At 69.8% G+C, this 20498-nt stretch carries 21 protein-coding genes; 13 read left to right on the forward strand and 8 right to left on the reverse strand.

The features are described from left to right. Positions 1-129: 129 nt before the first annotated feature. Positions 130-1452, forward strand: a complete 1323-nt coding sequence (locus AB0G28_RS07160; RefSeq protein ID WP_361083971.1) for a GH1 family beta-glucosidase — start codon at positions 130-132, stop codon at positions 1450-1452. Then, positions 1445-2704, forward strand: a complete 1260-nt coding sequence (locus AB0G28_RS07165; protein ID WP_361083973.1) for an MFS transporter — start codon at positions 1445-1447, stop codon at positions 2702-2704. The genes AB0G28_RS07160 and AB0G28_RS07165 overlap by 8 nt, the downstream gene beginning before the upstream one ends. A 325-nt stretch (positions 2705-3029) precedes the next feature. On the opposite strand, the gene AB0G28_RS07170 is transcribed toward AB0G28_RS07165, so the two are convergent. Next, the gene (locus AB0G28_RS07170; RefSeq protein WP_093945700.1) at positions 3030-3443 is read right to left on the reverse strand and encodes a hypothetical protein; all 414 of its coding nucleotides are present in this window, start codon (positions 3441-3443) and stop codon (positions 3030-3032) included. 12 nt (positions 3444-3455) lie between these two features. Then, entirely contained in the window at positions 3456-3800 is a 345-nt protein-coding gene (locus tag AB0G28_RS07175) for a hypothetical protein (protein ID WP_072475261.1), read from the reverse strand. 320 nt (positions 3801-4120) lie between these two features. On the opposite strand from AB0G28_RS07175, the gene AB0G28_RS07180 reads away from it, so the two are divergent. Both AB0G28_RS07180 and AB0G28_RS07185 read left to right on the forward strand, forming a co-directional pair. Next, the gene (locus AB0G28_RS07180) at positions 4121-5506 is read left to right on the forward strand and encodes a helix-turn-helix transcriptional regulator (RefSeq protein ID WP_093945699.1); all 1386 of its coding nucleotides are present in this window, start codon (positions 4121-4123) and stop codon (positions 5504-5506) included. 22 nt (positions 5507-5528) lie between these two features. Continuing rightward, positions 5529-6416 (forward strand): aminoglycoside phosphotransferase family protein, encoded by an 888-nt coding sequence (locus tag AB0G28_RS07185; protein WP_361084160.1) that lies wholly within the window; start codon positions 5529-5531, stop codon positions 6414-6416. A gap of 185 nt (positions 6417-6601) precedes the next feature. Here the strand turns inward: AB0G28_RS07185 and AB0G28_RS07190 are convergent, their stop codons facing one another. The 4 genes from AB0G28_RS07190 to AB0G28_RS07205 form a co-directional block, all read right to left on the reverse strand. Next, entirely contained in the window at positions 6602-7633 is a 1032-nt protein-coding gene (locus AB0G28_RS07190) for a CopD family protein (RefSeq protein WP_361083979.1), read from the reverse strand. After that, a complete protein-coding gene (locus AB0G28_RS07195) occupies positions 7633-8184 on the reverse strand; it encodes a copper resistance CopC family protein (protein WP_361084163.1) in 552 nt (183 codons plus the stop codon). Before AB0G28_RS07195 ends, AB0G28_RS07190 begins: the two co-directional genes overlap by 1 nt. Positions 8185-8286: 102 nt before the next feature. Further along, positions 8287-9051 carry a YcnI family protein gene (locus AB0G28_RS07200; RefSeq protein WP_361083982.1) on the reverse strand — a complete coding sequence of 255 codons (765 nt, stop codon included), beginning with the start codon at positions 9049-9051 and terminating at the stop codon, positions 8287-8289. A 72-nt stretch (positions 9052-9123) separates the two neighbouring features. Further along, positions 9124-9612: a hypothetical protein gene (locus AB0G28_RS07205; RefSeq protein WP_361084165.1), complete on the reverse strand. Its 489-nt coding sequence runs from the start codon at positions 9610-9612 to the stop codon at positions 9124-9126. A gap of 292 nt (positions 9613-9904) precedes the next feature. On the opposite strand from AB0G28_RS07205, the gene AB0G28_RS07210 reads away from it, so the two are divergent. Genes AB0G28_RS07210 through AB0G28_RS07225 form a run of 4 tightly spaced genes read left to right on the forward strand, consistent with a single transcriptional unit; the run spans position 9905 to position 13443 of the window. Then, the gene (locus AB0G28_RS07210) at positions 9905-10552 is read left to right on the forward strand and encodes an ABC transporter permease (protein ID WP_003068987.1); all 648 of its coding nucleotides are present in this window, start codon (positions 9905-9907) and stop codon (positions 10550-10552) included. Next, on the forward strand, positions 10545-11711 hold the full coding sequence (locus tag AB0G28_RS07215; protein WP_361083986.1) for an ATP-binding cassette domain-containing protein: 1167 nt from the start codon (positions 10545-10547) through the stop codon (positions 11709-11711). The genes AB0G28_RS07210 and AB0G28_RS07215 overlap by 8 nt, the downstream gene beginning before the upstream one ends. After that, positions 11708-12487 carry an ABC transporter permease gene (locus AB0G28_RS07220; RefSeq protein WP_361083989.1) on the forward strand — a complete coding sequence of 260 codons (780 nt, stop codon included), beginning with the start codon at positions 11708-11710 and terminating at the stop codon, positions 12485-12487. The genes AB0G28_RS07215 and AB0G28_RS07220 overlap by 4 nt, the downstream gene beginning before the upstream one ends. Beyond that, entirely contained in the window at positions 12484-13443 is a 960-nt protein-coding gene (locus AB0G28_RS07225; RefSeq protein WP_361083992.1) for a glycine betaine ABC transporter substrate-binding protein, read from the forward strand. Before AB0G28_RS07220 ends, AB0G28_RS07225 begins: the two co-directional genes overlap by 4 nt. Positions 13444-14146: 703 nt before the next feature. On the opposite strand, the gene AB0G28_RS07230 is transcribed toward AB0G28_RS07225, so the two are convergent. Further along, complete coding sequence (locus AB0G28_RS07230) at positions 14147-14608, reverse strand: DUF6474 family protein (RefSeq protein ID WP_361083995.1); 462 nt, start codon at positions 14606-14608, stop codon at positions 14147-14149. 94 nt (positions 14609-14702) lie between these two features. Here AB0G28_RS07230 and AB0G28_RS07235 point away from each other — a divergent pair, with 94 nt between their 5' ends. The 3 genes from AB0G28_RS07235 to AB0G28_RS07245 all read left to right on the forward strand — a co-directional run bounded on the left by AB0G28_RS07235 (position 14703) and on the right by AB0G28_RS07245 (position 17715). Next, positions 14703-16343, forward strand: a complete 1641-nt coding sequence (locus AB0G28_RS07235) for a TM0106 family RecB-like putative nuclease (RefSeq protein WP_361083998.1) — start codon at positions 14703-14705, stop codon at positions 16341-16343. An 82-nt stretch (positions 16344-16425) separates the two neighbouring features. Next, the gene (locus AB0G28_RS07240; RefSeq protein ID WP_361084000.1) at positions 16426-17055 is read left to right on the forward strand and encodes a PadR family transcriptional regulator; all 630 of its coding nucleotides are present in this window, start codon (positions 16426-16428) and stop codon (positions 17053-17055) included. Positions 17056-17061: 6 nt separating this feature from the next. Then, positions 17062-17715, forward strand: a complete 654-nt coding sequence (locus AB0G28_RS07245; RefSeq protein WP_361084002.1) for a class I SAM-dependent methyltransferase — start codon at positions 17062-17064, stop codon at positions 17713-17715. Positions 17716-17759: 44 nt separating this feature from the next. Here AB0G28_RS07245 and AB0G28_RS07250 read toward each other — a convergent pair whose 3' ends face one another. Next, on the reverse strand, positions 17760-18518 hold the full coding sequence (locus AB0G28_RS07250) for an SDR family NAD(P)-dependent oxidoreductase (protein WP_361084005.1): 759 nt from the start codon (positions 18516-18518) through the stop codon (positions 17760-17762). Between the two features lie 144 nt (positions 18519-18662). Here AB0G28_RS07250 and AB0G28_RS07255 point away from each other — a divergent pair, with 144 nt between their 5' ends. Together AB0G28_RS07255 and AB0G28_RS07260 are read left to right on the forward strand one after the other, a co-directional pair. Further along, positions 18663-19967, forward strand: coding sequence for a UDP-glucose/GDP-mannose dehydrogenase family protein (locus tag AB0G28_RS07255; RefSeq protein ID WP_361084008.1), 1305 nt, complete (start codon positions 18663-18665; stop codon positions 19965-19967). 124 nt (positions 19968-20091) lie between these two features. After that, positions 20092-20484, forward strand: a complete 393-nt coding sequence (locus tag AB0G28_RS07260; protein WP_361084011.1) for a VOC family protein — start codon at positions 20092-20094, stop codon at positions 20482-20484. Positions 20485-20498 lie beyond the last annotated feature (14 nt).

Consider the following 20498-nt stretch of genomic DNA (forward strand, 5'->3'; position numbering starts at 1 on the left):
GCGCTCCTCCTCGTCTGATCTGGGACTTTATCGTGCCGACGGGCTTCCCCACGGACGAGTGAAGACCTAGTATATGAGAACTTTTCATGTTCACCCGTACGGGTGTCCTGACGAAGGGGTCAGCAGCCGGTGCAGAACCCGATCTTCCCGCCCGACTTCCTCTGGGGTGTTTCGACCTCGGCGTTCCAGATCGAAGGCGCCACCAGTGAAGGTGGGCGCGGACCGTCCATCTGGGACACGTTCACCGCGACCGAGGGCAAGATCGCCCGCGGTGAACAAGCAAACGTAGCCGCCGACCACTACCACCGCTACCCCGAGGACATCGCGCTGATGGCGGAGCTCGGCGTCGGTGCCTACCGCATGTCCATCGCCTGGCCCCGGGTCCAGCCCGACGGCAAGGGCGCGCCCAACCCCGAAGGCCTCGGCTTCTACGACAAGCTCATCGACGCCGTCTGCGAAGCGGGCATCGCCCCCGCGGTCACGCTCTACCACTGGGACACCCCGCAAGCGATCGAAGACGAAGGCGGCTGGCTTTCGCGGGCGACCGCTGACCGCTTCGCCGAGTACGCCCAGATCCTCGGGGAGCGCTTCGCCGATCGGGTGAAACTGTGGATTCCGCTCAACGAGCCGATGGTCATGTCCATCTTCGGCTACGGCATCGGTGAGTACGCGCCCGGCCAGGTCCTCCTGCTCGACGCCATCCCCACCGCGCACCACCAGAACCTCGCGCACGGGCTCGCCGTCCAGGCCCTCCGCGCCGCCGGCGCCACGAACATCGGCACCGCCAACAACCACTCGCCCATCTGGGCCGCCGCCGACACCCCCGAGGACCACGCGGCCGCGGAGTGGCTTGACGCCCTTCTCAACCGGCTCTACGCCGACCCCGTGCTGCTCGGCACCTATCCGGAACAGCTTCACCCCCACCTCCCGGCCGGGTTCGCCGACGACCTGCCGACCATCGCGCAGCCCCTCGACTTCTACGGCATCAACTACTACGAGCCCCAGGGCGTCGCCAAGCCCGGCCCCGGCAACCCGCTGCCGTTCGAGCTGCGTGACGTCGAGGGCTACCCGATGACGACCAACGACTCGCCGATCGTCCCGCACGCACTGCGCGAGCTGCTGCTCGACTTCCACCACCGCTACCGCGACCGGCTCCCGCCGATCCAGATCACCGAGAACGGCTGCAGCTTCGCCGACGAGGTCGCCGAAGACGGCGGTGTCCACGACCCCGAACGCATCGACTTCCTGCACAGCCACCTGGTCGCCCTGCGTGAGGCGATGGACGCCGGCGTCGACGTCCGTGGCTACTTCTGCTGGTCCCTGATGGACAATTTCGAGTGGTCCAAGGGTTACGCGCCGCGCTTCGGCCTGGTGCACGTCGATTACGAGACCCTGCGGCGGACGCCGAAGGACTCGTTCCACTGGTACCGGAAGCTGGTGCGGAATGAGTGAAACGACCCAGGCCCTCCCGGAGGCGCTCGCCGAGCCCACCAAGCGGGTGCGGCCCGGCTGGATGAGCCTGCTGTTCTTCGCGAACATCGCGCTCTGGCTCGGTGTCTACGCACCGATCCAGGTGCTGCTGCCGAAACAGGCCGAGCTGCTCGACACCGCGAACAAGGAAGCCGTCCTCGGCTTGGTGATGGGCTTCGGCGCGGCGGTGGCGCTCGTCGCCAACCCCGCGATCGGGCTGCTGTCCGACCGGACCTGCTCCCGGTTCGGCCGGCGGCACCCCTGGACCGTCGCCGGCGCGCTCGTCGCCGCCGTCGGGCTCGTGGTGCTGGCGCTCGCTCCGACGGTCGCCGTGATGATCGTCGGCTGGTGCCTGGTGCAAGGCGGCCTCAACGGCATGCTCGCCGCGCTCATGGCCGCCTTGCCCGATCGTGTTCCGGTGCAGCAGCTGGCCGTGGTCGGCGGACTCGTCGGCATCGCGCAGATGCTCGGCACGGTCCTGGGCGCGGTCGTGGTCGTCATCGTGCTCGGCATCGCCGGGTTGCCGTTGGCCTACGCGGTTTGCGCCGGGATCGTGGTGGTGGGCGCCGCGTTCTTCGTCCTCTGGACGCCGGACGCGCGGCTGCCGGTCGACTTCCGTCCGCCGTGGGTGCTGCGCCAGGTGCTCCGCGACTTCTGGGTTTCGCCCCGGAAGTACCCCGACTTCGCGTGGGCGTGGAGCTGCCACTTCATGATCAACCTCGGCAACGCGTTCGGGACGCTCTACCTGCTGTTCTTCCTCCAGGACGCGGTGCACTACCCGGACCCGGAAAACGGCCTGCTGGTCATGATGGGCCTGTACGGCGTCGCGCTCGTCGCCGGCGCGGTGCTCGCGGGGCACTTCTCCGACAAGTCCGGACGGCGTAAGCCGTACGTCCTCGCGGCCTCCGGCGTGATGGCACTTGCCGCTTTGCTGCTGGTGGTGTGGCAGAGCTGGCCGGTGGCGCTCGCCGCGTCGCCGCTGCTCGGTGTCGGTTTCGGTGCGTACATGGCGGTTGCGCTCGCGATGCTGACGCAGGTGCTCCCGGCGGCGCAGAACCGCGCCAAGGACTTCGGGATCATCAACATCGCGAACTCGCTGCCGCAGGTGGTCGCTCCGCTGCTGACGCCACTACTGCTGGCCCACGTCGGCGGTTATCCCGGGTTGTTCGCGGCCTCGGCGGTCGCGACGCTCTTGGCCGCGGTGCTCGTGCTGCGCGTGAAGACCGTCCGTTAGACGTGGAACCGCGGGCCGGTGCCGGTCGGGGGAGGGGAGTGCAACGGCACCGGCCCGCGGAATTCGAGGGCCGCTGAAGGGCGGGGTGACAGGTGGACCAGACCCTTGGTCGACGCTGTCTTCGATGATCAATCTAGCGGGCGATTACCGCCTGGGCTAGGGCTAACGCGGATTTTTTTCGATTAATCGCGGTGGGGACCGGGGTGATGGCCGAGGACTGGTTCGCACTGCTCGGGGGTGCGGGCGAAACAGTCCCCGGCCGACGGCGAGTCCGGCACGGAGTCCGATGGGGCGATCGGTCGGCCGCGCTCGCCGGTCCGGAGGATCAGGCCGTGACCGCTCGGCGCGGGTTCACGAGCGCATGGCGACCGGTGGTCTCGGCCGCGGTGGGGGCCGGGTGGACCGGGACCGGGCTCTTGCGCCGTCCCTGCAGCCGCCGGTCGGCCGGCGCTTGCTGCTGCGGAGCGAGCCCGCCGGCTACCAGGTGTTCGTGCGCGACCTGCCAGACCGAGCACGGCGCCTTGCAGCGGTGCCACCGGGTCGAGCAGGTCGGGCAGTCGCCGCGCTCGTCGGGCTCGTGCATCTTCAGCATCGCGCGCCACGCTTCGGTCAGCCGGGGCAGTTCGGAACGCGCGACCGAGACGAGCGACTGGGCGTCGGCGCGGTTCGCCAGGTCGGTCAGCATGTCGAGGCGCTCCCAGACCGCGTTGCGGAGGACCTGCCCGAGTACCTGATCCATGTCAGCTCACCGTTACCTTTCCGCCATCTTGGCGGCTTCGTTGAGCGCGGCGCGCAGCTGTCCGAGCTGGCCGGACGTCAACCGCGCGGTCTCACCGGGAGGCGAGACCAGTACCACCTGGTTGTCTTCGACGAACACCGTCACGGCGCGTTCCCGGCTGATCAGGTCGCCGCACTGCACCCGCCACACGAGCTGGCCGCCCTCGTAGTGGCGGACGCTCGCCGTGCGCGGGTCGACCGCGGCGGCCGGGGTGACAGGGCGGACGGCGGAGACGGGAGAGACCGACGCGACCGCCGGCCGCACGGCGCGGGTGGCCGTGCCGGCATGTCCCCCTGCGAACGAGTCCACGAACTCCACGCCCTTCTCCGCTCTGTCGAAAGTCTCCGAAGATGCCTTCTGCAACATCGCACCTGGCACGACGCTGCGGTTTTTCGTAGCTCTCCGTGATCGCAACCGGTGTGCGGCCGGTGACGGAGATCTGACAACTACAGTGAGGTGAAACCGGGTGCGATAGAAGGTCGAATTGGCGTCATAGCGGTGACCGGACCGGGTTCCACGGTAAGCGGTCAACGGACTTCGCCCGGACCGATCAGGGCACCAGTTCGGCTGTTCACACGGTTTCCCAGGTTTGCCTACGCTGTTGAGCAGACGCCCGACCGGACAGTGGAGGGGGCGCGATGGACGCCAGTAACGGTGGCAGTGCCGAAGCCCGGCAGAGCCACGCGGTTCCCGCTGACGCGTGGGAGCAGCCGGAGATGAGAGCGGCTCTCGCCACGCGGGAGATCAGCGCCGTCTACCGGCTCCTGCGCAAGCACGGTGTCTCGCAGCGCCAGATCGCCGCGATGACCGGCCAGTCCCAGTCCGAGGTGTCGGAGATCCTCAAGGGTCGCCAGGTCATGGCCTACGACGTCCTCACGAGGATCGCCGACGGCCTGGGCGTTCCCCGTGGGTACATGGGCCTCGCCTACGACGAGGCCACGGCGATACGGGTCGTCGGCTCCGCCGACGGCCAGCAGGCTGAGGAGGACGAGTCCGTGAAGCGACGGAGGTTCCTCGCGCACGCCGCCCAGGTCACGATGGGTGCGGCGGTGTTCGGTCCGGAATCGGGCACGTGGGCGGCCGGACCGGCCAGGACGCCGGCACCCGGGCGCATCGGCATGACCGACGTCCGCCAGGTCGAAGCCGCGACGCGCGCGCTCCGGGCGCTGGACTACCAGTACGGCGGCGGGTTCTGCCGCGACGCCGTCGTGGCCCAGCTGTCCTGGGGCCAGCAGATGCTCGAGGCGCACGGCACCGAGCTGGTGAAGAACCGCCTGTACGTGGCGCTCGCCGACCTCCACTCGCTGGCCGGCTGGACCTCCTTCGACACCGGGCTGATGGACTCCGCCCGCGGCCACTTCGCGAACGCGCTGGACCTGGCCAAACAGGGCGAAAACCACCCGCTGGTGGCCAACGTGCTGTACCGCATGGGCCGCGTCTACCTGCACCAGGACGCCCCGAACGACGCCCTGAAGCTGTTCCAGCTGGGCCAGATCGCTGCGCAGGAATCCGGCTCCGAGCTGGCGGTTTCGGTCCTGTGCGCGAACGAGGCGTGGGCCTACGCGATGATGGGCAACGAAGAGCAGGCGGTGAAGCTGCTCGGCCGGAGCAAGGACGAGTTCGAGCGCGCCAACCTGGCCGAAGCCGAGTCGTGGGTGAAGTTCTTCACCGAGACCGACGTCTACGCCATGGTCGGCACCGTCCACACGGTCCTCGCGCAGAAGAACGCCGAGCACACCAAGTACGCGATCCCCGCGCTGACCAGGGCCGTCGAGTCCTACGACGACGAAATGGCCCGCTCCAAGACGTTCATGCTGAGCGCGCTCGCCACCAACCACCTGCTGGACGGCGACCTCGACCACGGCGCCAAGGTCGGCGGCAAGGCCATCGACTGCGCCGAGGGCATCAAGTCCGAGCGGGTCAAGGACCGGATGCGGCCTCTGCAGGAAGAGGCCGAGCGCCGTCGCAACAACGCCGACGCCCGTGACCTCGCCGACCGCCTCCACGCTTTCTACGCCGCCTGACGCCGAAGGCGCCGGCGCGGTTTTGGACGGCCGGTTCACCTCGGGGAAGCTGCGAGGCGTGCTGGCCGAAACCTGCGCGCTACTGGGTTTCGACCCGGCGGGCGCGCGGCTGCTGCGGTTCACCAACAACGCCGTGTACGCGCTGGTCACAGCGCCTTTCGTGATCCGGATCGTCGGCTCGACCCGGCTCCGGCACCGCGTCGGGACCGTGGTGCGGGTGGCGCGGCACTTCGAACGGCACGGCGTCCCCGCGATCCGGCTGCTCGACGACGTCCAGCAGCCCCTGGAGGTCGGCGGGCACCTGGTGACCGTGTGGCACCAGGTGCCGAGCATCGGCCGGCCTGCGACGTCCGCCGACCTGGCTCGGCTCCTGCGCCAGGTGCACGCCCTGCCGGCACCCGACGGTCTCGCCGAGTGGGCGCCGTTCGCCGCGGTGCGGGCCAGGGTGTCGGACGCCGAGGAGATCAGCGACGCCGACCGCGAGTTCCTGCTGGACCGGTGCGCCGAGCTCGAAGCCGCGCTGGCCGGATGTGAGTTTCCGCTGCCCAGGGGCCTGGTGCACGGCGACGCCTACCCCGGCAACGTCATTCCGGGCCCGGACGGGCCGGTCCTCTGCGACTTCGATTCTTCCTGCGTGGGGCCACCGGAATGGGATCTGACACCGCTGGCGGTCGGCCGTGAGCGGTTCGGTGACCCGCCGGTGCGCTACCGGACGTTCGCCGCGACCTACGGCTTCGACGTGACGTCCTGGGCGGGGTTCTCCGTCCTCCGGGCCATTCGCGAGCTGAAGCTGACGACCAGCGTGCTGCCGATCCTCCGCAGCCGGCCGCAGGTGCGGCCCGAGCTGTTCCGCCGTCTGGACGATCTTCGGAACGGCCGGACGGACGCTCGCTGGACGCGTTACCGCTGAGCCACGTCTGTCACATCGTGTGATCGACACCACAATCTGCACGTGCATTCGCCGACTGCAAATGACCGTTCGTCGCTTCTGAAGTGCGGCCTGCTCTGGGTAGAAACTTCAGTCCGGCAGGTCGCCTCCAATGGGGCAGCACTCATGCCAATGCGCAACTTGCAGCTACTCGCCGTGATTCTTGCTCAAGAAGCAACAACCGGCGCCCGCGTGAGCACGACGGCGAAGCCGAACGCCAAGCCCATGACGGTCAGCTCGAGCGTCGCCCACGAGGCGAGCGCCGTCCGGTTGTGGCGGACGATCTGCGGCATCAGGCGCCACCGGACGTTGGCGCCGAGGAGCGCGATCACGCCGGTGCACACGAGCTTGAGGATGAGCAACTGGCCGTACGGCGTGGTGAAGATCGCCGCCCAGAACCCGATCGTCGGGTTGAGGGAGATCTCGACCAGGCCGTTGAACAGCCCGGTCGCCGCGGAGATGATCAGGCACAGGGTCGCGAGCTTCGAGAACCGGGGCAGCGCGTGCGCCAGCAGCGTCCGGTTCGCCACGAGGAGCACGGTCATCGCGCCGAGGCCGCCGGTCCAGGCGACGGCGCTCATCACGTGCAGCTCCATCGACATCATCGTGTAGTCGTGGTAGTTCCAGTTCGACGCGTGCCCGGTGACCGGCAGCGGCAGCAGCGCGAACAGGCCGAGCCCGACGCGCACCTCCGCGGGCACCTTCTCGCCGAAGCGCAGCGCGAGCGCGCCGATCCCGGCGTGGACGAGCGCGAGCACGGCGACGATGACGAGCGCCTTCCCGGCGCCGACGGCGACGATGTACTGGCCGATGTCCGACGGCGAGAGCGTCGACGAGCCGGGTTTGTACTCCGCGGTCTGCAGGATCAGCGCCACCACCGCGGCCGTGGCCCACACCAGCGCGGCCGCGACACCGGCCGGGCGGGCCAGCCGCATGATCGGCTCGGTCAGCTTCGGCCGGTCGTAGCCGACGAGCACCGACAGCAGCGCCAGGCCGATGGTGGTGACCGCGGCGAGGTCGAGCAGGACCCGCACGACCGGGATGCCGGCCGAGACCACCGCGCTCGGCTGCACCACACCGGGGACCGGCGCGGTGGTGGTGAGCGCGACGCCGATGAGGGCGCCGAGCAGTCCCGCCGTCACGACGCACAGCAGCGTCGAGTAGCGGGGTTTCGTGGTGGTGGTCTCGGCCTGGGACATCAGTTCTTCTCTTCGACGGCTTTACCGCCGGCTCGCAGTGCCACGGTCAGCCCGATCGCCAGCAGTACGACGGCACCGGCGATCCAGACCCAGATCGGCACGCCGGTCGACGACGACTGCGGCGACGCCTGCGACGAGCCGCCCGGCGACCGGGCCGCGTCGACGGTCGCCGGCGTGCCGGTGCCCGCCGTCGTCAGGGTGAAGGTGAGCTCACCGGTCACCGGGTGGCCGTCCGCGGACAGCACCCGGTAGCCGACGGTGTACTTCCCCGCCGGACCGAGCGGCCGCAGGGGCGCGCTGATGACGTTGTTCACCACGCTGATCGGCCCCTCGGCCCACTGGCCGCCGCCGGGTCCGGTCACCGCGATCTGGTTGACGTCCGCGCCCTGCACGTACTGGTCGAACGTCAGGCTGAGCTTCGCCGGGCCGGCGGCGACGGACGAGCCGTTCGCCGGGTCCGAGGAGATCAGCACGTTGTGCGCCAGCGCCGGGGTGGCCGTGCCGAGCACGGCCACCACCGTCAGTGCGAGCGCGACGAGCGCCTTACCAATCCGGCCGAAAGCAGGCGGACACGGTCCGCAGCTGATCCGCGCGAGGCGAGGGTTTCCGCCGTGACTGCCGGTCGGATTGGTAACGATAGGCACACCGCGCATCTAGCTGTCGCCTCCCGACTTGGCCGTGGCCTTGCGGGCCCGGATGGTCGCACCGGCCCCGACGCCGAGGCCGATGGCGCCGACGAGCAGGCCGGCCCCGCCGAGCCAGCGGGCCGTGCTGTCGGACGCCGCCGCGGCGGCTTCAGTGTGCTCCCCGGTCGTGGTCGCCGTGTTCGCGCCCATCGCGGCGTGATCGCCGTCGCCCTCGGCCTTCGCGGCCAGCTTGACCGTCGGCGTCGGGTGCTCCGGCTCCTCGCCGTTCGCCGGGGTCGGCTGGTTCCAGTCGACGACCTTGCCGTCGCTGTAGGTCTGGTGGGCCGGGAACTCGACCTGGTCCACGTTGGTCGGCAGGGGACCGAAGCTCACCGAGAACTCCTGGTAGTCGGTGGCCTTGAGCTCGCTGCCCGGCTGCGCGGTCCAGGTCACCGCGGTGACGGCTTCGGTGATCTGCGTGCCGTTGTCCTTGGTGATCGGGGCGGGCAGCTTGGACTTGGTCACCTGGGCGGTCCAGCCGGGCACCGGCTTGGTCCGCACCGAGCCGATGCCGTAGTCCGCCTTGAAGTCGACGGACACCTTCGTGGTGGTGATCGGGTCCTTTTCCTCGCTCGGCACGCGGAAGACGATCGCCGCGTAGCCGCCCTTCGCGGGCTGCGGGCCGTAGACGTTGGCGGTGACGTGCGCGGACGCGACGCCCGCGCCGAGGAGACCGGCGACACCGACGGTGGCGGCGAGGACGCCGGCGCGCTTGAAGACGTGCAGGGACATGGGTTCACTCCTGATGAACTCAAGAAGGGGCAGCGGCCTCGGGGGGCCGCTGTTTCGGGGAAGAGCTGGGTTTCAGGAGTGAACGGGCGGGCCGCGCCGCCCACGGATCCGGCGCAGGTCGACGCCGACGAGGTGGCTCGGCGCGTCGACGCGGACAGGCACGAGCGCCGGTGCCGCCGGCACCGGCAGCGGCGTGAGCAGCCGCGGCAGGATCGCGCGCAGCACGGCCAGCACCGTGAGGAGCATCGCGTCCGCGCGGGCGAGCAGGAGCGCGGTCAGCAGGGTCGCGACGGTGTGCGCGGTGATCATGCCGAGCCCGGTGCCGGGCATCGCGTACATGTCGTGGTGGCCGGCGAGCGTGGTGAGCAGCAGGTGCATCACCAGTTGGGCGGCCCCCAGCAGGGTGATCGTGGCGAGCGGCCCGCGGGCCTTGCGGGCGAGCGCGGCCGCGGTCCAGCCGAAGAGGCCGGTGAGCAGCACGGTCATGGCCGGATCCGGCAGCCCGCCGTCGGCGAGCCGGTGTGCGGTGACGGAGAGCGCTCCGGCGCTCACGGCGAGCAACACTCCGCGGGTAGCGCCCAGTACGGCGGGACGCCGTACTGGATCGCTCATGAAGAGCAGCCTAAGGGGTCTGCTCCCGCGTGAGCGTGTGATCCCGTGAACTGAGCACACACCGAGTTCACGTTCCACACCATGGCGTGGTTCAGGCAATTTCTTGCCGAACTCCAGCGGGTAGGCCACGGTGGGCCGAAGACGGGGGTTTGGCCGGGTCGGTCGCTGGGTACTGAGCCGTCGGTCAGGCACTAGCCCGTTCGGGTGAAGGCCGGCACGAAGGGCGGGAGAGCGAACACGGATGAACCTCTTCGACTACATCTCCGACCGGGCGAGCAAGCTGTGGCTGGAGGCCTACCTGCACACGAGCATGGTGGTGCAGTGCACCATCATCGCCGCGGTCCTCGGCGTGCTGATCGGGGTCGCGGTGTACCGCAGCCCGATCGGTTCGGCGGTGGCCACGGCGCTGGCGAGCACGATCCTCACGGTCCCGTCGTTCGCCCTCCTGGGCCTGCTGATCCCCCTCTCGGGGCTCGGTCCGACGACGGCCGTGATCGCGCTGGTGCTCTACGGCCTGCTGCCGATCGTCCGGAACACCATCGTCGGGCTCGACGGCGTCGACCCGGCGGTCACCGACGCCGCCCGCGGCATCGGGATGAGCCGCTTCGGCGTGCTCACCCGCGTCGAGCTGCGGCTGGCCTGGCCGGCGATCCTCACCGGCATGCGGGTGGCCACCCAGATGCTGATGGGCATCGCGGTGATCGCGGCCTACGCGAAGGGGCCCGGCTTCGGCGCCGAGGTCTTCTCCGGGCTCACGAACGCGGGGAGCACGAACTCCCTCAACCAAGCCGTCACCGGCACGGTCGGGGTGGTCATCCTCGCCCTGCTCCTCGACGGCGTCTACGTCCTGATCAAGCGCTTCACCGTCTCTAGGGGTGTCCGTGGCTGAGAACGAGGAAGTCTCCGGCGTCGAGATCGAGCTGGAGCACGTGACCAAGCGGTACCCCGGCACCCGCGAGGCGGCCGTCAACGACTTCTCGATGGTCGTGCCCGCGGGCAAGATCGTCGTGTTCGTCGGTCCGTCCGGTTGCGGCAAGACCACGACCATGCGGATGATCAACCGGCTGGTCCAGCCGACGTCCGGCCGGATCACCATCGGCGGCGAGGACGCGCTGAAGCTCGAGGTCGACACGCTGCGCCGTCGCATCGGCTACGCCATCCAGCAGGCCGGGCTGTTCCCGCACTTCACCGTCGCGCAGAACATCGCGGTGGTGCCGGGGCTGCTGGGCTGGGACAAGAAAAAGGTCAACGACCGGGTCGAGGAGATGATGGACCTGGTCGGGCTGGACCCGGCCGACTTCCGCGACCGCTTCCCGCGCCAGCTGTCCGGCGGCCAGCAGCAGCGCGTCGGCGTGGCGCGGGCGCTCGCCGCGGACCCGCCGGTGCTGCTGATGGACGAGCCGTTCGGCGCGGTCGACCCGATCACCCGCGGCAACCTGCAGGACGAGCTGCTGCGGCTGCAGAGCGAGCTGAAGAAGACGATCGTGTTCGTCACGCACGACTTCGACGAGGCCGTGAAGCTGGGCGACAAGATCGCGGTGCTCGGCAACCAGTCGTCGATCCTGCAGTACGACACGCCCGAAGCGATCCTGGCGAACCCGGCCGACGACACGGTCGCGGGGTTCGTGGGCGCGGGCGCGTCGCTGAAGCAGCTGACGTTGCTGCGCGTCCGCGACGTCGAACTCCAGCAGGACGCGCTCACGGTGACCGTCGACGAGTCGCCCGCGTCGGTGCGGGAGAAGCTCGACAAGTCGCGGCGGCACTTCGCGCTCGTGCTGGACGCGCGCCGCCGTCCGACGCGGTGGGTGCACGCACGCGAACTCACGTCGGCGTCTTCGCTGGCCAACCTCGGCAAGCCGCTGCGCGACGTCGTCAGCCTGCAGTCGACGCTGCAGGACGCGCTCGAGGCGATGCTCGCCGAAGGCGGTTCGGTGCCGGTCACCGGCGCGCGCGGCGAGTACGCGGGAACCATCCAGCTGGACACCGTGATCGCGACCATCCAGCAGCTGCGCGAGGAGCACACGAACGACGAAGAGGTGCCGGCATGACGGCTGTCGTCGACACCGGCTTCAGCACCGAGTCCGGCTCCAAACGCGCGGAACGCGTCCGGTTGTTCGCCCAGCCGGTCGCGGTGCTGGTGATCGTCGCGGTGACGCTGGTGTCGGTGTTCTCCAGCGGCCTGAACGCGACGGAGAAGGAGACGCTCAACGCGTCTTCGCTGCTCACGGCGTTGTGGGACCACGTGCTCATGACGCTCGTGGTGACGGCGATCGTCGTGCTGGTCGCGGTGCCGCTCGGGATCCTGGTGACGCGGCCGTGGGCGCGGTTCCTGGCGCCGATCTTCCTGGCCATCGCGAACATCGGCCAGGCCGCGCCCGCGCTGGGCGTGCTGGTGCTGTGGTTCATCATCACCGGCGCGACCGGCGGGATCTGGGTGGCGGCGCTGCCGCTGGCGTTCTACTCGCTGCTGCCGGTGCTGCGGAACACGATGGTCGGCATCCAGCAGGTCGACCCGGCCCTGATCGACGCGGGCCGCGGCATCGGGATGTCGGCGTCGGCGGTGCTCTGGCGGGTCGAGCTCCCGCTGGCGGTCCCGCTGATCCTGGCGGGCCTGCGCACGTCGCTGGTGCTGGCGGTCGGCACGGCGACGTTCGGCATGTTCGTCAACGCCGGCGGCTTCGGGCTGCTCATCGACACCGGCTACAAGCTGAACCTGACCCCGGTGCTGGTGACGGGCTCGGTGCTGGCCGTCGCGCTGGCGCTGCTGGTCGACTGGCTCGGCGCGGTCGCCGAACAGTACTTCGGACCGAAGGGGCTGCGATGAAACTCCGGCGACTGGCCCTCGTGGCGCTGCTGGGCGTGACGTTGTCGTCCTGCGGCCTGACGGTCAACCAGGCGGTGCCGTACGACATCCGGCCGGGCTCGATCCAGCCGATCCCGTCCCTGCAGGGGGTGAAGGTGACGGTGGGGTCGAAGGACTTCACCGAGAACATCATCCTGGCGTACATGGCCGAGATGGCGTTGACGGCGGCCGGCGCGGACGTCGTGGACCTGTCCGACATCAAGGGGTCGAACTCCTCCCGGCAGGCGCTGCTGTCCGGCCAGACCGACGTCACGTGGGAGTACACGGGCACGGGCTGGATCAACTACCAGGGCAACGAGCTCCCGGTCCCCGGCGGCGAAAAGGCCCAGTACGAGGCGACGGCCAAGGCGGACGAGGAGAAGTTCGGCGTCACGTGGCTGAACTATTCGCCGCTGAACGACCAGTACGCGTTCGCGGTGACGGAGGCCTACGGCGCTGCCAACGATCTGAAGACGACATCGGACTTGGCGGCGTTCATCAAGCAGAAGCCGGACCAGGCGGTGTTCTGCCTGGAAACGGAGTTCACCAGCCGCCAGGACGGCTTCCCGGCGGCGGTGAAGGCGTACGGTTTCCAGAAGCCGACGGTGAAGAACTTCGGCATCGGCACCATCTATTCGGCGGTGGCGAGCGGAACCTGCCCGGTGGGCGAGGTGTTCACCACGGACGGCCGCATTTCGGGGCTCAATTTGCGGGTCCTGGAGGACGACAAGAAGGCGTTCCCCCAGTACAACGCGGTGGCGACGCTCCGCACGGAGTGGCTGAAGCAGCACCCGGAAGTCCGCGGCCCACTGGAGAAGGTGAGCGCGGCGATCGACAACGAGCAGATGGTGGAGCTCTGCAAACAGGTCGACGTCGACGGCCAGGACGCGGGCAAGGTGGCCCACGACTGGATGGTCAAGAAGGGTTTCGTGAAGTAACCGAACGGCCGGGCGGCGACCACACCGCCCGGCCGTTCGTCAAATCAGCCATCCACAGACCCGGAGTTGTCCACAGATTTCCGCGGAGCCCCTTTTCGCCCGCCACTCTCGATAGACTGGACAGGGGACGCCCCCCAGGGAGTGGCGGGGGCTGCCGTTCGGGGGTGGGGCTGCGGCAAAGTCGCGCCCGGACTCCGGGCATGCAGGTCCGTCGGCCGCCCGAGTCTCCGGCCCGCCCTCCGTGACTGCTGCGACGCTGGTAGCCGAGGCCTGTCACGCTGCCGAAGGTCGCGAATGACTCATTGGGGACCGCGCACGTCCCGAATGAGTCATTCGCGACACCTGGCCGGCAGCGCACAGCGCCACTTCCACCACGGAGCACCGCGGCAGCGATCGACTTTGCCGGAACCCTGCCCAGGGAGGGCGGGGGAGTTTCGGGGCGGGGCTCTCCGGCACTGCGCCTTCGCTCGCAGTTCGGTGGCCCACCACCCCGAAGCCGGATTGTGACTACGGCCGGCAGTACCGCGTCAAGGCGGGAAAGCGTGCCTTGACCCGGCACTACCGGCCGTGTTCTGGCTTCGTATCGGGGCGGCGGGGGAGGTCTGGGTGGAGCGCGAGTTGTTCCTCAGCGTTGCCGTCCACGACGGGGAGGCACCTGAAAGCGACTTTGCCGGAGCCCCCAGGGATAGGGCAGGGGCCGCGCTCAGATCCCCAGCCGGTGCAGCAGCTGGCCTTCCAGCCGCTCCAGCTCGCCGGCCACCGCCCGGTGTACCGACTTCCGGCGCGCTGTCGGCATCCGCTCCGCCGCGCGGACCGAGGCCGACAGCTGTTCCAAGGTCCCCAGTGCCCCCTGGACGAACTCCGTGTCCGCCTTCGACGCTTTCTCCGACTTCTGCAGGTCCCGGCACCCCTCCGCCAAGCCCGCGATCCGGGCGTGCAAAGCCGCGCCGCGGCCCGTGTACGAGCCCAGCTGGTCGACCGAAACCCCCAGCTTGCGTGCCTGGTAGCGGTCGTACGCCTCCCGGGCGACGCCCGCCGCGCGGACCGCTAGCGGTGCTACCACCGGGATCACCGCCGGGCCGACCACCTTCGCCACCGCGACCGCGTTCTTCGCCCTCTTAGGGGTGAACCTGGCTTCACCCTCGACCTTGGCCTTGCGCGCCATGGCACCTCCTGCGACGTGTCGGGGTCGAACTTACTGGTCGTGCACGTGGTGGGCATGTCGGCTCGGCGGTGGGAACCAATCTAGAGTGATCTCCATGAACACCGAGGTGGTACTCGACGCGGGAGCGGTCAGCCGTTGCCGCCGCCGCGTGCACCTCGAACACGACCCCGCCATGCGCGAGGTCCCCCTCTCCCCGCCGGACCCCACCGCGCAGCAGCGGATCGCCGACGCCACCGCGCACCGCGAGGACATCGTCACCCGGCTCATGGCGGCCAACCCCGGCCACTGGGTCAAGATCGGCCGCGACCTGCCGGCGCACGAGCGCGTCGAGCAGACCGAGCAGGCCTTCGCCGCCGAAGCCCGGTACATCTGGGGTGCGCTGTTGCCGGTCGATCCGGCCGGGCACCGGCGGGGCGGGATTGACCTGCTCGTCCGCACCGCCCGCGGTTACGTCCCGGTGCTCGTCGTGCGCCACCGCATCACCGACCGCGGGGCCGGCGCGATCGTCACCGAACTGACCGACCTCGATCCGGGACACCGAAAAGCCGACGAAGGCCGCAAAGTCCGCTCGCAGCCGCGTGACCAGCTCCGGCTCGTGCACATCCGCCGCATGCTGCAGACGCTCGGGCAGGCCGACGAAAGCCTCACGCTCGGCGGCGTGATCGGCCTCGACGCCGACGTCGTCGTCTGGCACGACCTCACCGCGGGCACCTGGCCCGGCGGGCGCGACGCGCTCACCGAGTACCAGGTCCGGTTCGCCGACCGGCTCGCCATCGCCACCGCGGCCGCGAACGGCGAGGCGCCCCTCGCGGAGCCGTCGCGGGTGCTGGAGTGCCGCCGCTGCCCGTGGTGGCCGACGTGCGAGGTCGTGCTCACCGAGACCCGGGACGTCAGCCTCGTCGTCCGCGGCGAAGACGCCGTCGAGCTGCGCCGCGCCGGCGTGTCCACTGTGGACAAGCTGGCCGCGCTCGACCCGGCGGGTGAGCCGCCGGCGGTGAACTGGACCGGCGTCACGTTCCCGGACGCCGTCGTGCTCGCCAGGGCCTGGCTGGCCGACCTGACGCTGGTGCGCCGCGTCGAGGCAGTCGACGTGCCGCGCGCCGACGTCGAGGTCGACGTCGACATGGAGAGCTTCGGCGACGCCGGCGCGTACCTCTGGGGCTGCCTGCTCAGCGGCGCCGACATCGGCGTCCCGCGGGGCTACCGCGCCTTCGCGACGTGGGACCCGTTGCCCACGGACGACGAGGCCCGGTCCTTCGCCGAGTTCTGGGCCTGGCTCACCGATGTCCGCGAGCGCACCGAAGCGGCCGGGCTCACCTTCCGCGCCTACTGCTACAACGCGCTCGCCGAGAACCGCTGGCTCTTCGGTTCCGTCGAGCGCTTCGGCGACCACCCGGGCGTCCCGGCCAAGAAGGAAATTCAGTCCTTTGTGGACTCCGAGCAGTGGGTGGACCTCTTCCGCAGCGTCACCGACCAGTTCCTGTGCTCCCACGGCAAGGGCCTGAAGGTCATCGCGCCGGTGGCCGGGTTCTCGTGGCGCGACCCCGAAGCGGGCGGCGAGGCGTCGATGCGCTGGTACCGCGACGCCGTGGGCATGGACGGCGAGAAGCCGGACGACGACCAGCGCGAACGGCTGCTGCGCTACAACGAGGACGACGTCCTCGCGACGCGGGCGCTGCGCGAGTGGATCAGCGCGCGAGCCCAGGTCGAAGTGCCGTACATGTTCGATCTCTGAGTAGTTCACCGGCTAAGACACTTGCCCACCGACGCGTCTACGTGCATACTCGTCTGCGAGTACTCGTAGACGAGGAGTCGAGATGCAGCGGCGGAAGGTCGGCAACCTGCTCGGTCTGGCCGTGCTGTCCGTCGTGCTGGAACGCCCCATGCACCCGTACGAGATGGCGGCCGTGCTCAAGGAGCGCGGCAAGGACGCCGACCTGCCGATCAAGTGGGGCTCGCTCTACACCGTCGTCGCCAACCTGGAGAAACACGGCTTCATCGAGGCCGTCGAGAGCGTGAAGGACGGCGGGCGGCCCGAGCGGACGGTCTACCGGATCACCCCGGCCGGGCACGAGGAGTTCGAGGACTGGGTCCGCGAGCTCGTCGGCACGGTCGACCCGGAACCGCCGCGGTTCCGGTCCGGGCTGTCGATGATCGGCGTTCTGGGGCCCGACCAGGCGATCAGCCGGCTGCGGGAGCGGCTGGAGCAGCTCGGTGAACGCGCGGAGGCGCACCGCGCGGCGCTCGAACGGCTGCGGCCGCTCATGCCGCGGCTGTTCCTGGTGGAGGTCGAGTACGGCCTCGCGATGACGGAAGCCGAAGCACGCTGGGTGCGCGGCTTCCTCGAAGAACTGACCACCGGCGCCCTGCCGGGCATCGACGCCTGGCGGCGCTACCACGAAACCGGCGAATTCCCGGACGACCTGGGGGAGTTCGTGGAGAGGTAGGAACCGATGGAGACGACCCGCAAGCACAAGGTGCCCGAGATGGAGGGCTTCCAGGCCCGCTGGTACGCCAAGAACCGGGGGACCGAGGCCCAGCTCGCGCAGTACCGGCGGCAGGCGGCCGAAGTGACCGCCGGGCTGGCCGAAGGCGCGGAAATCCTGGAGGTGGCGCCCGGCCCGGGCTTCTTCGCCGTGGAGCTGGCGAAGCGCGGCTACCGCGTCACCGGGCTCGACATCAGCCACACGATGGTGGAGATCGCCCGGGAAAACGGCGCGGGGCTCGAGATCGACTTCCGCCAAGGTGACGTCACGAACGCGCCGTTCGCGGACGAGTCGTTCGACTTCGTCGTCTGCCAAGCCGCGTTCAAGAACTTCCGGCAGCCGGTGACGGCGCTGAACGAGATGCACCGGGTGCTGCGCCCCGGCGGGTTCGCGGTGATCCACGACCTCAACCACGAGGCCACCGGTGCGGACATCGAGCGCGAGGTCGCCGGCATGAACGTCGGCGTGGTCGCCGGCTTCACCGTCCGGCGGACGCTGGCGTGGCTGCGGCGCCGCGCGTTCACCCCGGCGCAATTCGAGGCGCTGGCCGCGGAGAGCGCGTTCGGCGGCTGCTCGGTCACCACCGACGGCATCGGCCTCGAGGTGCGCCTCACCCGCTGACCGGCAAGGGCGGAGCTTTCCCGTGAAAGCTCCGCCCTCGGGGGTCAGCGCGGGGCCATCCGCAGCGAGCCGTCCATGCGGACGACCTCGCCGTTCAGGTAGTCGTGGTCGATGAGCGACAGCGCGAGCTGCGCGTACTCGTCCGGCCGCGCCAGCCGCTTCGGGAACGGGACGCCGGAAGCGAGCGCCGCGCGGAACTCGTCGCTGACCGTGGCGAGCATCGGCGTGTCGACGATGCCCGGCGCGATCGTCAGCACGCGGATGCCTTGCGAAGCCAGGTCGCGGGCCGCGGGGAGCGTCATGCCGACGACGCCGCCCTTGGACGACGAGTAGGCGACCTGTCCGATCTGGCCGTCGAACGCGGCGATGGACGCGGTGTTGATGATGACGCCGCGAGCGTCGTCCTCGAGGGGCTCGGTCTTCGCGATCGCCTCGGAGGCGATGGTCAGCACGTTGAACGTCCCGACCAGGTTGATCTGGATGACCTTCGCGTACAGCGCGAGGTCGTGGCGGCCCTTCTTGGACAGGATCCGCGCGGACGGCCCGATGCCGGCGCAGTTCACCACGGTCCGCAGCGGCACGCCGGAGCCCGAAGCGGTCGCGACGGCCGCCTCGACCTGATCGACGTCGGTGACGTCGGCCTCGACGTAGGTGATGCCGTCGATCTGCTCGGCCTTCTCGATCGACGAGGCCAGGTCGAGCGCGAACACCCGCGCGCCCTTGGCCGCCAGGGCCTTCGCCGTGGCCCCGCCGAGGCCGGACGCACCTCCGGTGACGAGCGCCGCGGTGTCGGTGATCTGCATCTGTGCGATTCCCTTCGCTGCTCCGATTCGCCGGACCAAGGTTAACGCTCGTTCGCATCGGTGGTTCGTGTCTTCGCTCACCGCTTCCGGGGGCGACCGGTTCCGTTAGCGTCGTGGTCAACTCCGGCTGTCACCTTCAGCAGCATGACGCCAGCTCGGATCGTGGTGGTAGGAACCGGTTACGTCGGATTGACCACGGGGGCCTGCCTGGCCGGTCTGGGTCATTCCGTCACCTGTGTGGACGTCGACCGCGCGAAGGTGTCCCGGCTCGCCGCCGGACGCGTGGACATCCTGGAACCCGGGCTCGCCGACCTCGTCACCCGCGGGATCGCGGCGGGACGCCTGCAGTTCGTCGTCGGCGCGCGGGACGCGGTCCGCGACGCGCAGGCGGTCTTCCTCTGCGTGCCGACGCCGATGGGCGCGGGCGGCTCCGCGGACCTGCGCGCGGTCGAGGCCGTGGCCGCCGAAATCGGCGACGTCCTGCCCACCGGCTGCGCGCTGGTCACCAAGTCGACCGTGCCGGTCGGGACGTCGAAGCGGATCCAGGAGATGCTCGGCCGGACCGACGTGCCGGTGGTGTCGAACCCGGAGTTCCTCCGCGAAGGCACCGCGGTCGCCGACTTCCTGGGGCCCGACCGGATCGTGGTCGGCTCGGACGACCTCGCGGCCGCGCGCTGGGTCGGCGAGCTGTACGCCGAGCTCGACGCGCCGGTCGTCGTCGCCGACGCGGCCAGCGCCGAACTGGTCAAGTACGCCGCGAACTGCTACCTCGCGCTGAAGCTCTCCTACGTCAACTCGATCGCGGAACTGTGCGAACGGCTGGGCGCGGACATCGACCTCGTCACCGAAGGCATGGGGTACGACCGCCGGATCGGGCGGACCTTCCTCAAGCCGGGCCCGGGCTGGGGCGGCTCCTGCCTGCCGAAGGACACCAGTGCGCTGGTGAAGGTCGCCGAGTCGGTCAACTACGACTTCCGCATGCTGACCTCGGCCATCGACGAGAACATCGCCCAGCGCGACCGGATCGTCGCGAAGATCGCCGGCGCGGTCGGCGGGACGCTGGCCGGCGCCCGGATCGGCGTGCTGGGCCTGGCCTTCAAGGCCGGCACCAACGACCTGCGAGACTCGCCCGCGCTCGCGGTGGCCTCGGTCCTGTGCGCGCTGGGCGCCGAACTGACCGCCTACGATCCGGCCGTGGACGGCGGGATCGCCGGGATGACCGTCGTCGACGACGCCTACCAGGTCGCGAAGGACGCGGACGCCGTCGTCGTGCTGACCGAGTGGGCCGAGTTCAAGCACCTCGACTGGGCCACGATGGCCGAGCTCATGGAGGGCATCGACGTCGTCGACACGCGCAACCTGCTCGACCCGCGGGTGATCGTGGCGGCGGGGCTGTCCTGGCAGGGCGTCGGACGGCCGCGGGCGGCGGCGCGAATCAAGGTTTCCTGAAACCGCCTCCTTGGTTAAGGTGATCGGCACGGCATCGCGTGTCGGTCACCGGCTGGGTGAGGCATGGAGGTGGCGGGAGTGCCCTGGAGGCATTTCAACCGTGTCGGTTTCCGTTTCCGTTGAATTGAACCATCTGATCGTCCCGTCCCGGAACAACCGGGAATCCGCCGAATTTCTGGCGAACCTGCTCGGCCTCGAAGTCGGGGAGGAATGGGGTCCGTTCATTCCCGTCGAGACGCGCAACGGCGTCCGGCTGGACTTCGCGACCATCCCCGAAGAGGACCTGCGCCTGCAGCACTACTGCTTCCTGATCCCGGAGGAGGACTTCGACGCCGTCTTCGCGCGGCTCGTCGAAACGGGCGTGACCTACCACGCCGACCCGATGGGAAAGCAGGTCGGCGAAATCAACCACAACCACGGCGGCCGTGGTGTCTATTTCCTCGATCCCGGCGGGAACGGGATGGAAATCATCACGCAGCCGTACGAGCCGGAACGGCGGCGTCCGGCCCGCTGGTAAGTTCCTTAGCTTTG

Source organism: Amycolatopsis sp. NPDC021455 (genome assembly GCF_040640995.1).
Taxonomy (GTDB): Bacteria; Actinomycetota; Actinomycetes; order Mycobacteriales; family Pseudonocardiaceae; genus Amycolatopsis.

Bases quoted from the DNA above. Each gene is read 5' to 3' on its own strand.
- AB0G28_RS07240 (WP_361084000.1), top strand. From the start codon at position 16,426: ATGCAGCGGCGGAAGGTCGGCAACCTGCTCGGTCTGGCCGTGCTGTCC.
- AB0G28_RS07200 (WP_361083982.1), bottom strand. From the start codon at position 9,051: ATGTCCCTGCACGTCTTCAAGCGCGCCGGCGTCCTCGCCGCCACCGTC.
- AB0G28_RS07165 (WP_361083973.1), top strand. From the start codon at position 1,445: ATGAGTGAAACGACCCAGGCCCTCCCGGAGGCGCTCGCCGAGCCCACC.
- AB0G28_RS07170 (WP_093945700.1), bottom strand. From the start codon at position 3,443: ATGGATCAGGTACTCGGGCAGGTCCTCCGCAACGCGGTCTGGGAGCGC.
- AB0G28_RS07225 (WP_361083992.1), top strand. From the start codon at position 12,484: ATGAAACTCCGGCGACTGGCCCTCGTGGCGCTGCTGGGCGTGACGTTG.
- AB0G28_RS07255 (WP_361084008.1), top strand. From the start codon at position 18,663: ATGACGCCAGCTCGGATCGTGGTGGTAGGAACCGGTTACGTCGGATTG.
- AB0G28_RS07250 (WP_361084005.1), bottom strand. From the start codon at position 18,518: ATGCAGATCACCGACACCGCGGCGCTCGTCACCGGAGGTGCGTCCGGC.
- AB0G28_RS07245 (WP_361084002.1), top strand. From the start codon at position 17,062: ATGGAGACGACCCGCAAGCACAAGGTGCCCGAGATGGAGGGCTTCCAG.
- AB0G28_RS07220 (WP_361083989.1), top strand. From the start codon at position 11,708: ATGACGGCTGTCGTCGACACCGGCTTCAGCACCGAGTCCGGCTCCAAA.
- AB0G28_RS07190 (WP_361083979.1), bottom strand. From the start codon at position 7,633: ATGTCCCAGGCCGAGACCACCACCACGAAACCCCGCTACTCGACGCTG.
- AB0G28_RS07210 (WP_003068987.1), top strand. From the start codon at position 9,905: ATGAACCTCTTCGACTACATCTCCGACCGGGCGAGCAAGCTGTGGCTG.
- AB0G28_RS07235 (WP_361083998.1), top strand. From the start codon at position 14,703: ATGAACACCGAGGTGGTACTCGACGCGGGAGCGGTCAGCCGTTGCCGC.
- AB0G28_RS07230 (WP_361083995.1), bottom strand. From the start codon at position 14,608: ATGGCGCGCAAGGCCAAGGTCGAGGGTGAAGCCAGGTTCACCCCTAAG.
- AB0G28_RS07180 (WP_093945699.1), top strand. From the start codon at position 4,121: ATGGACGCCAGTAACGGTGGCAGTGCCGAAGCCCGGCAGAGCCACGCG.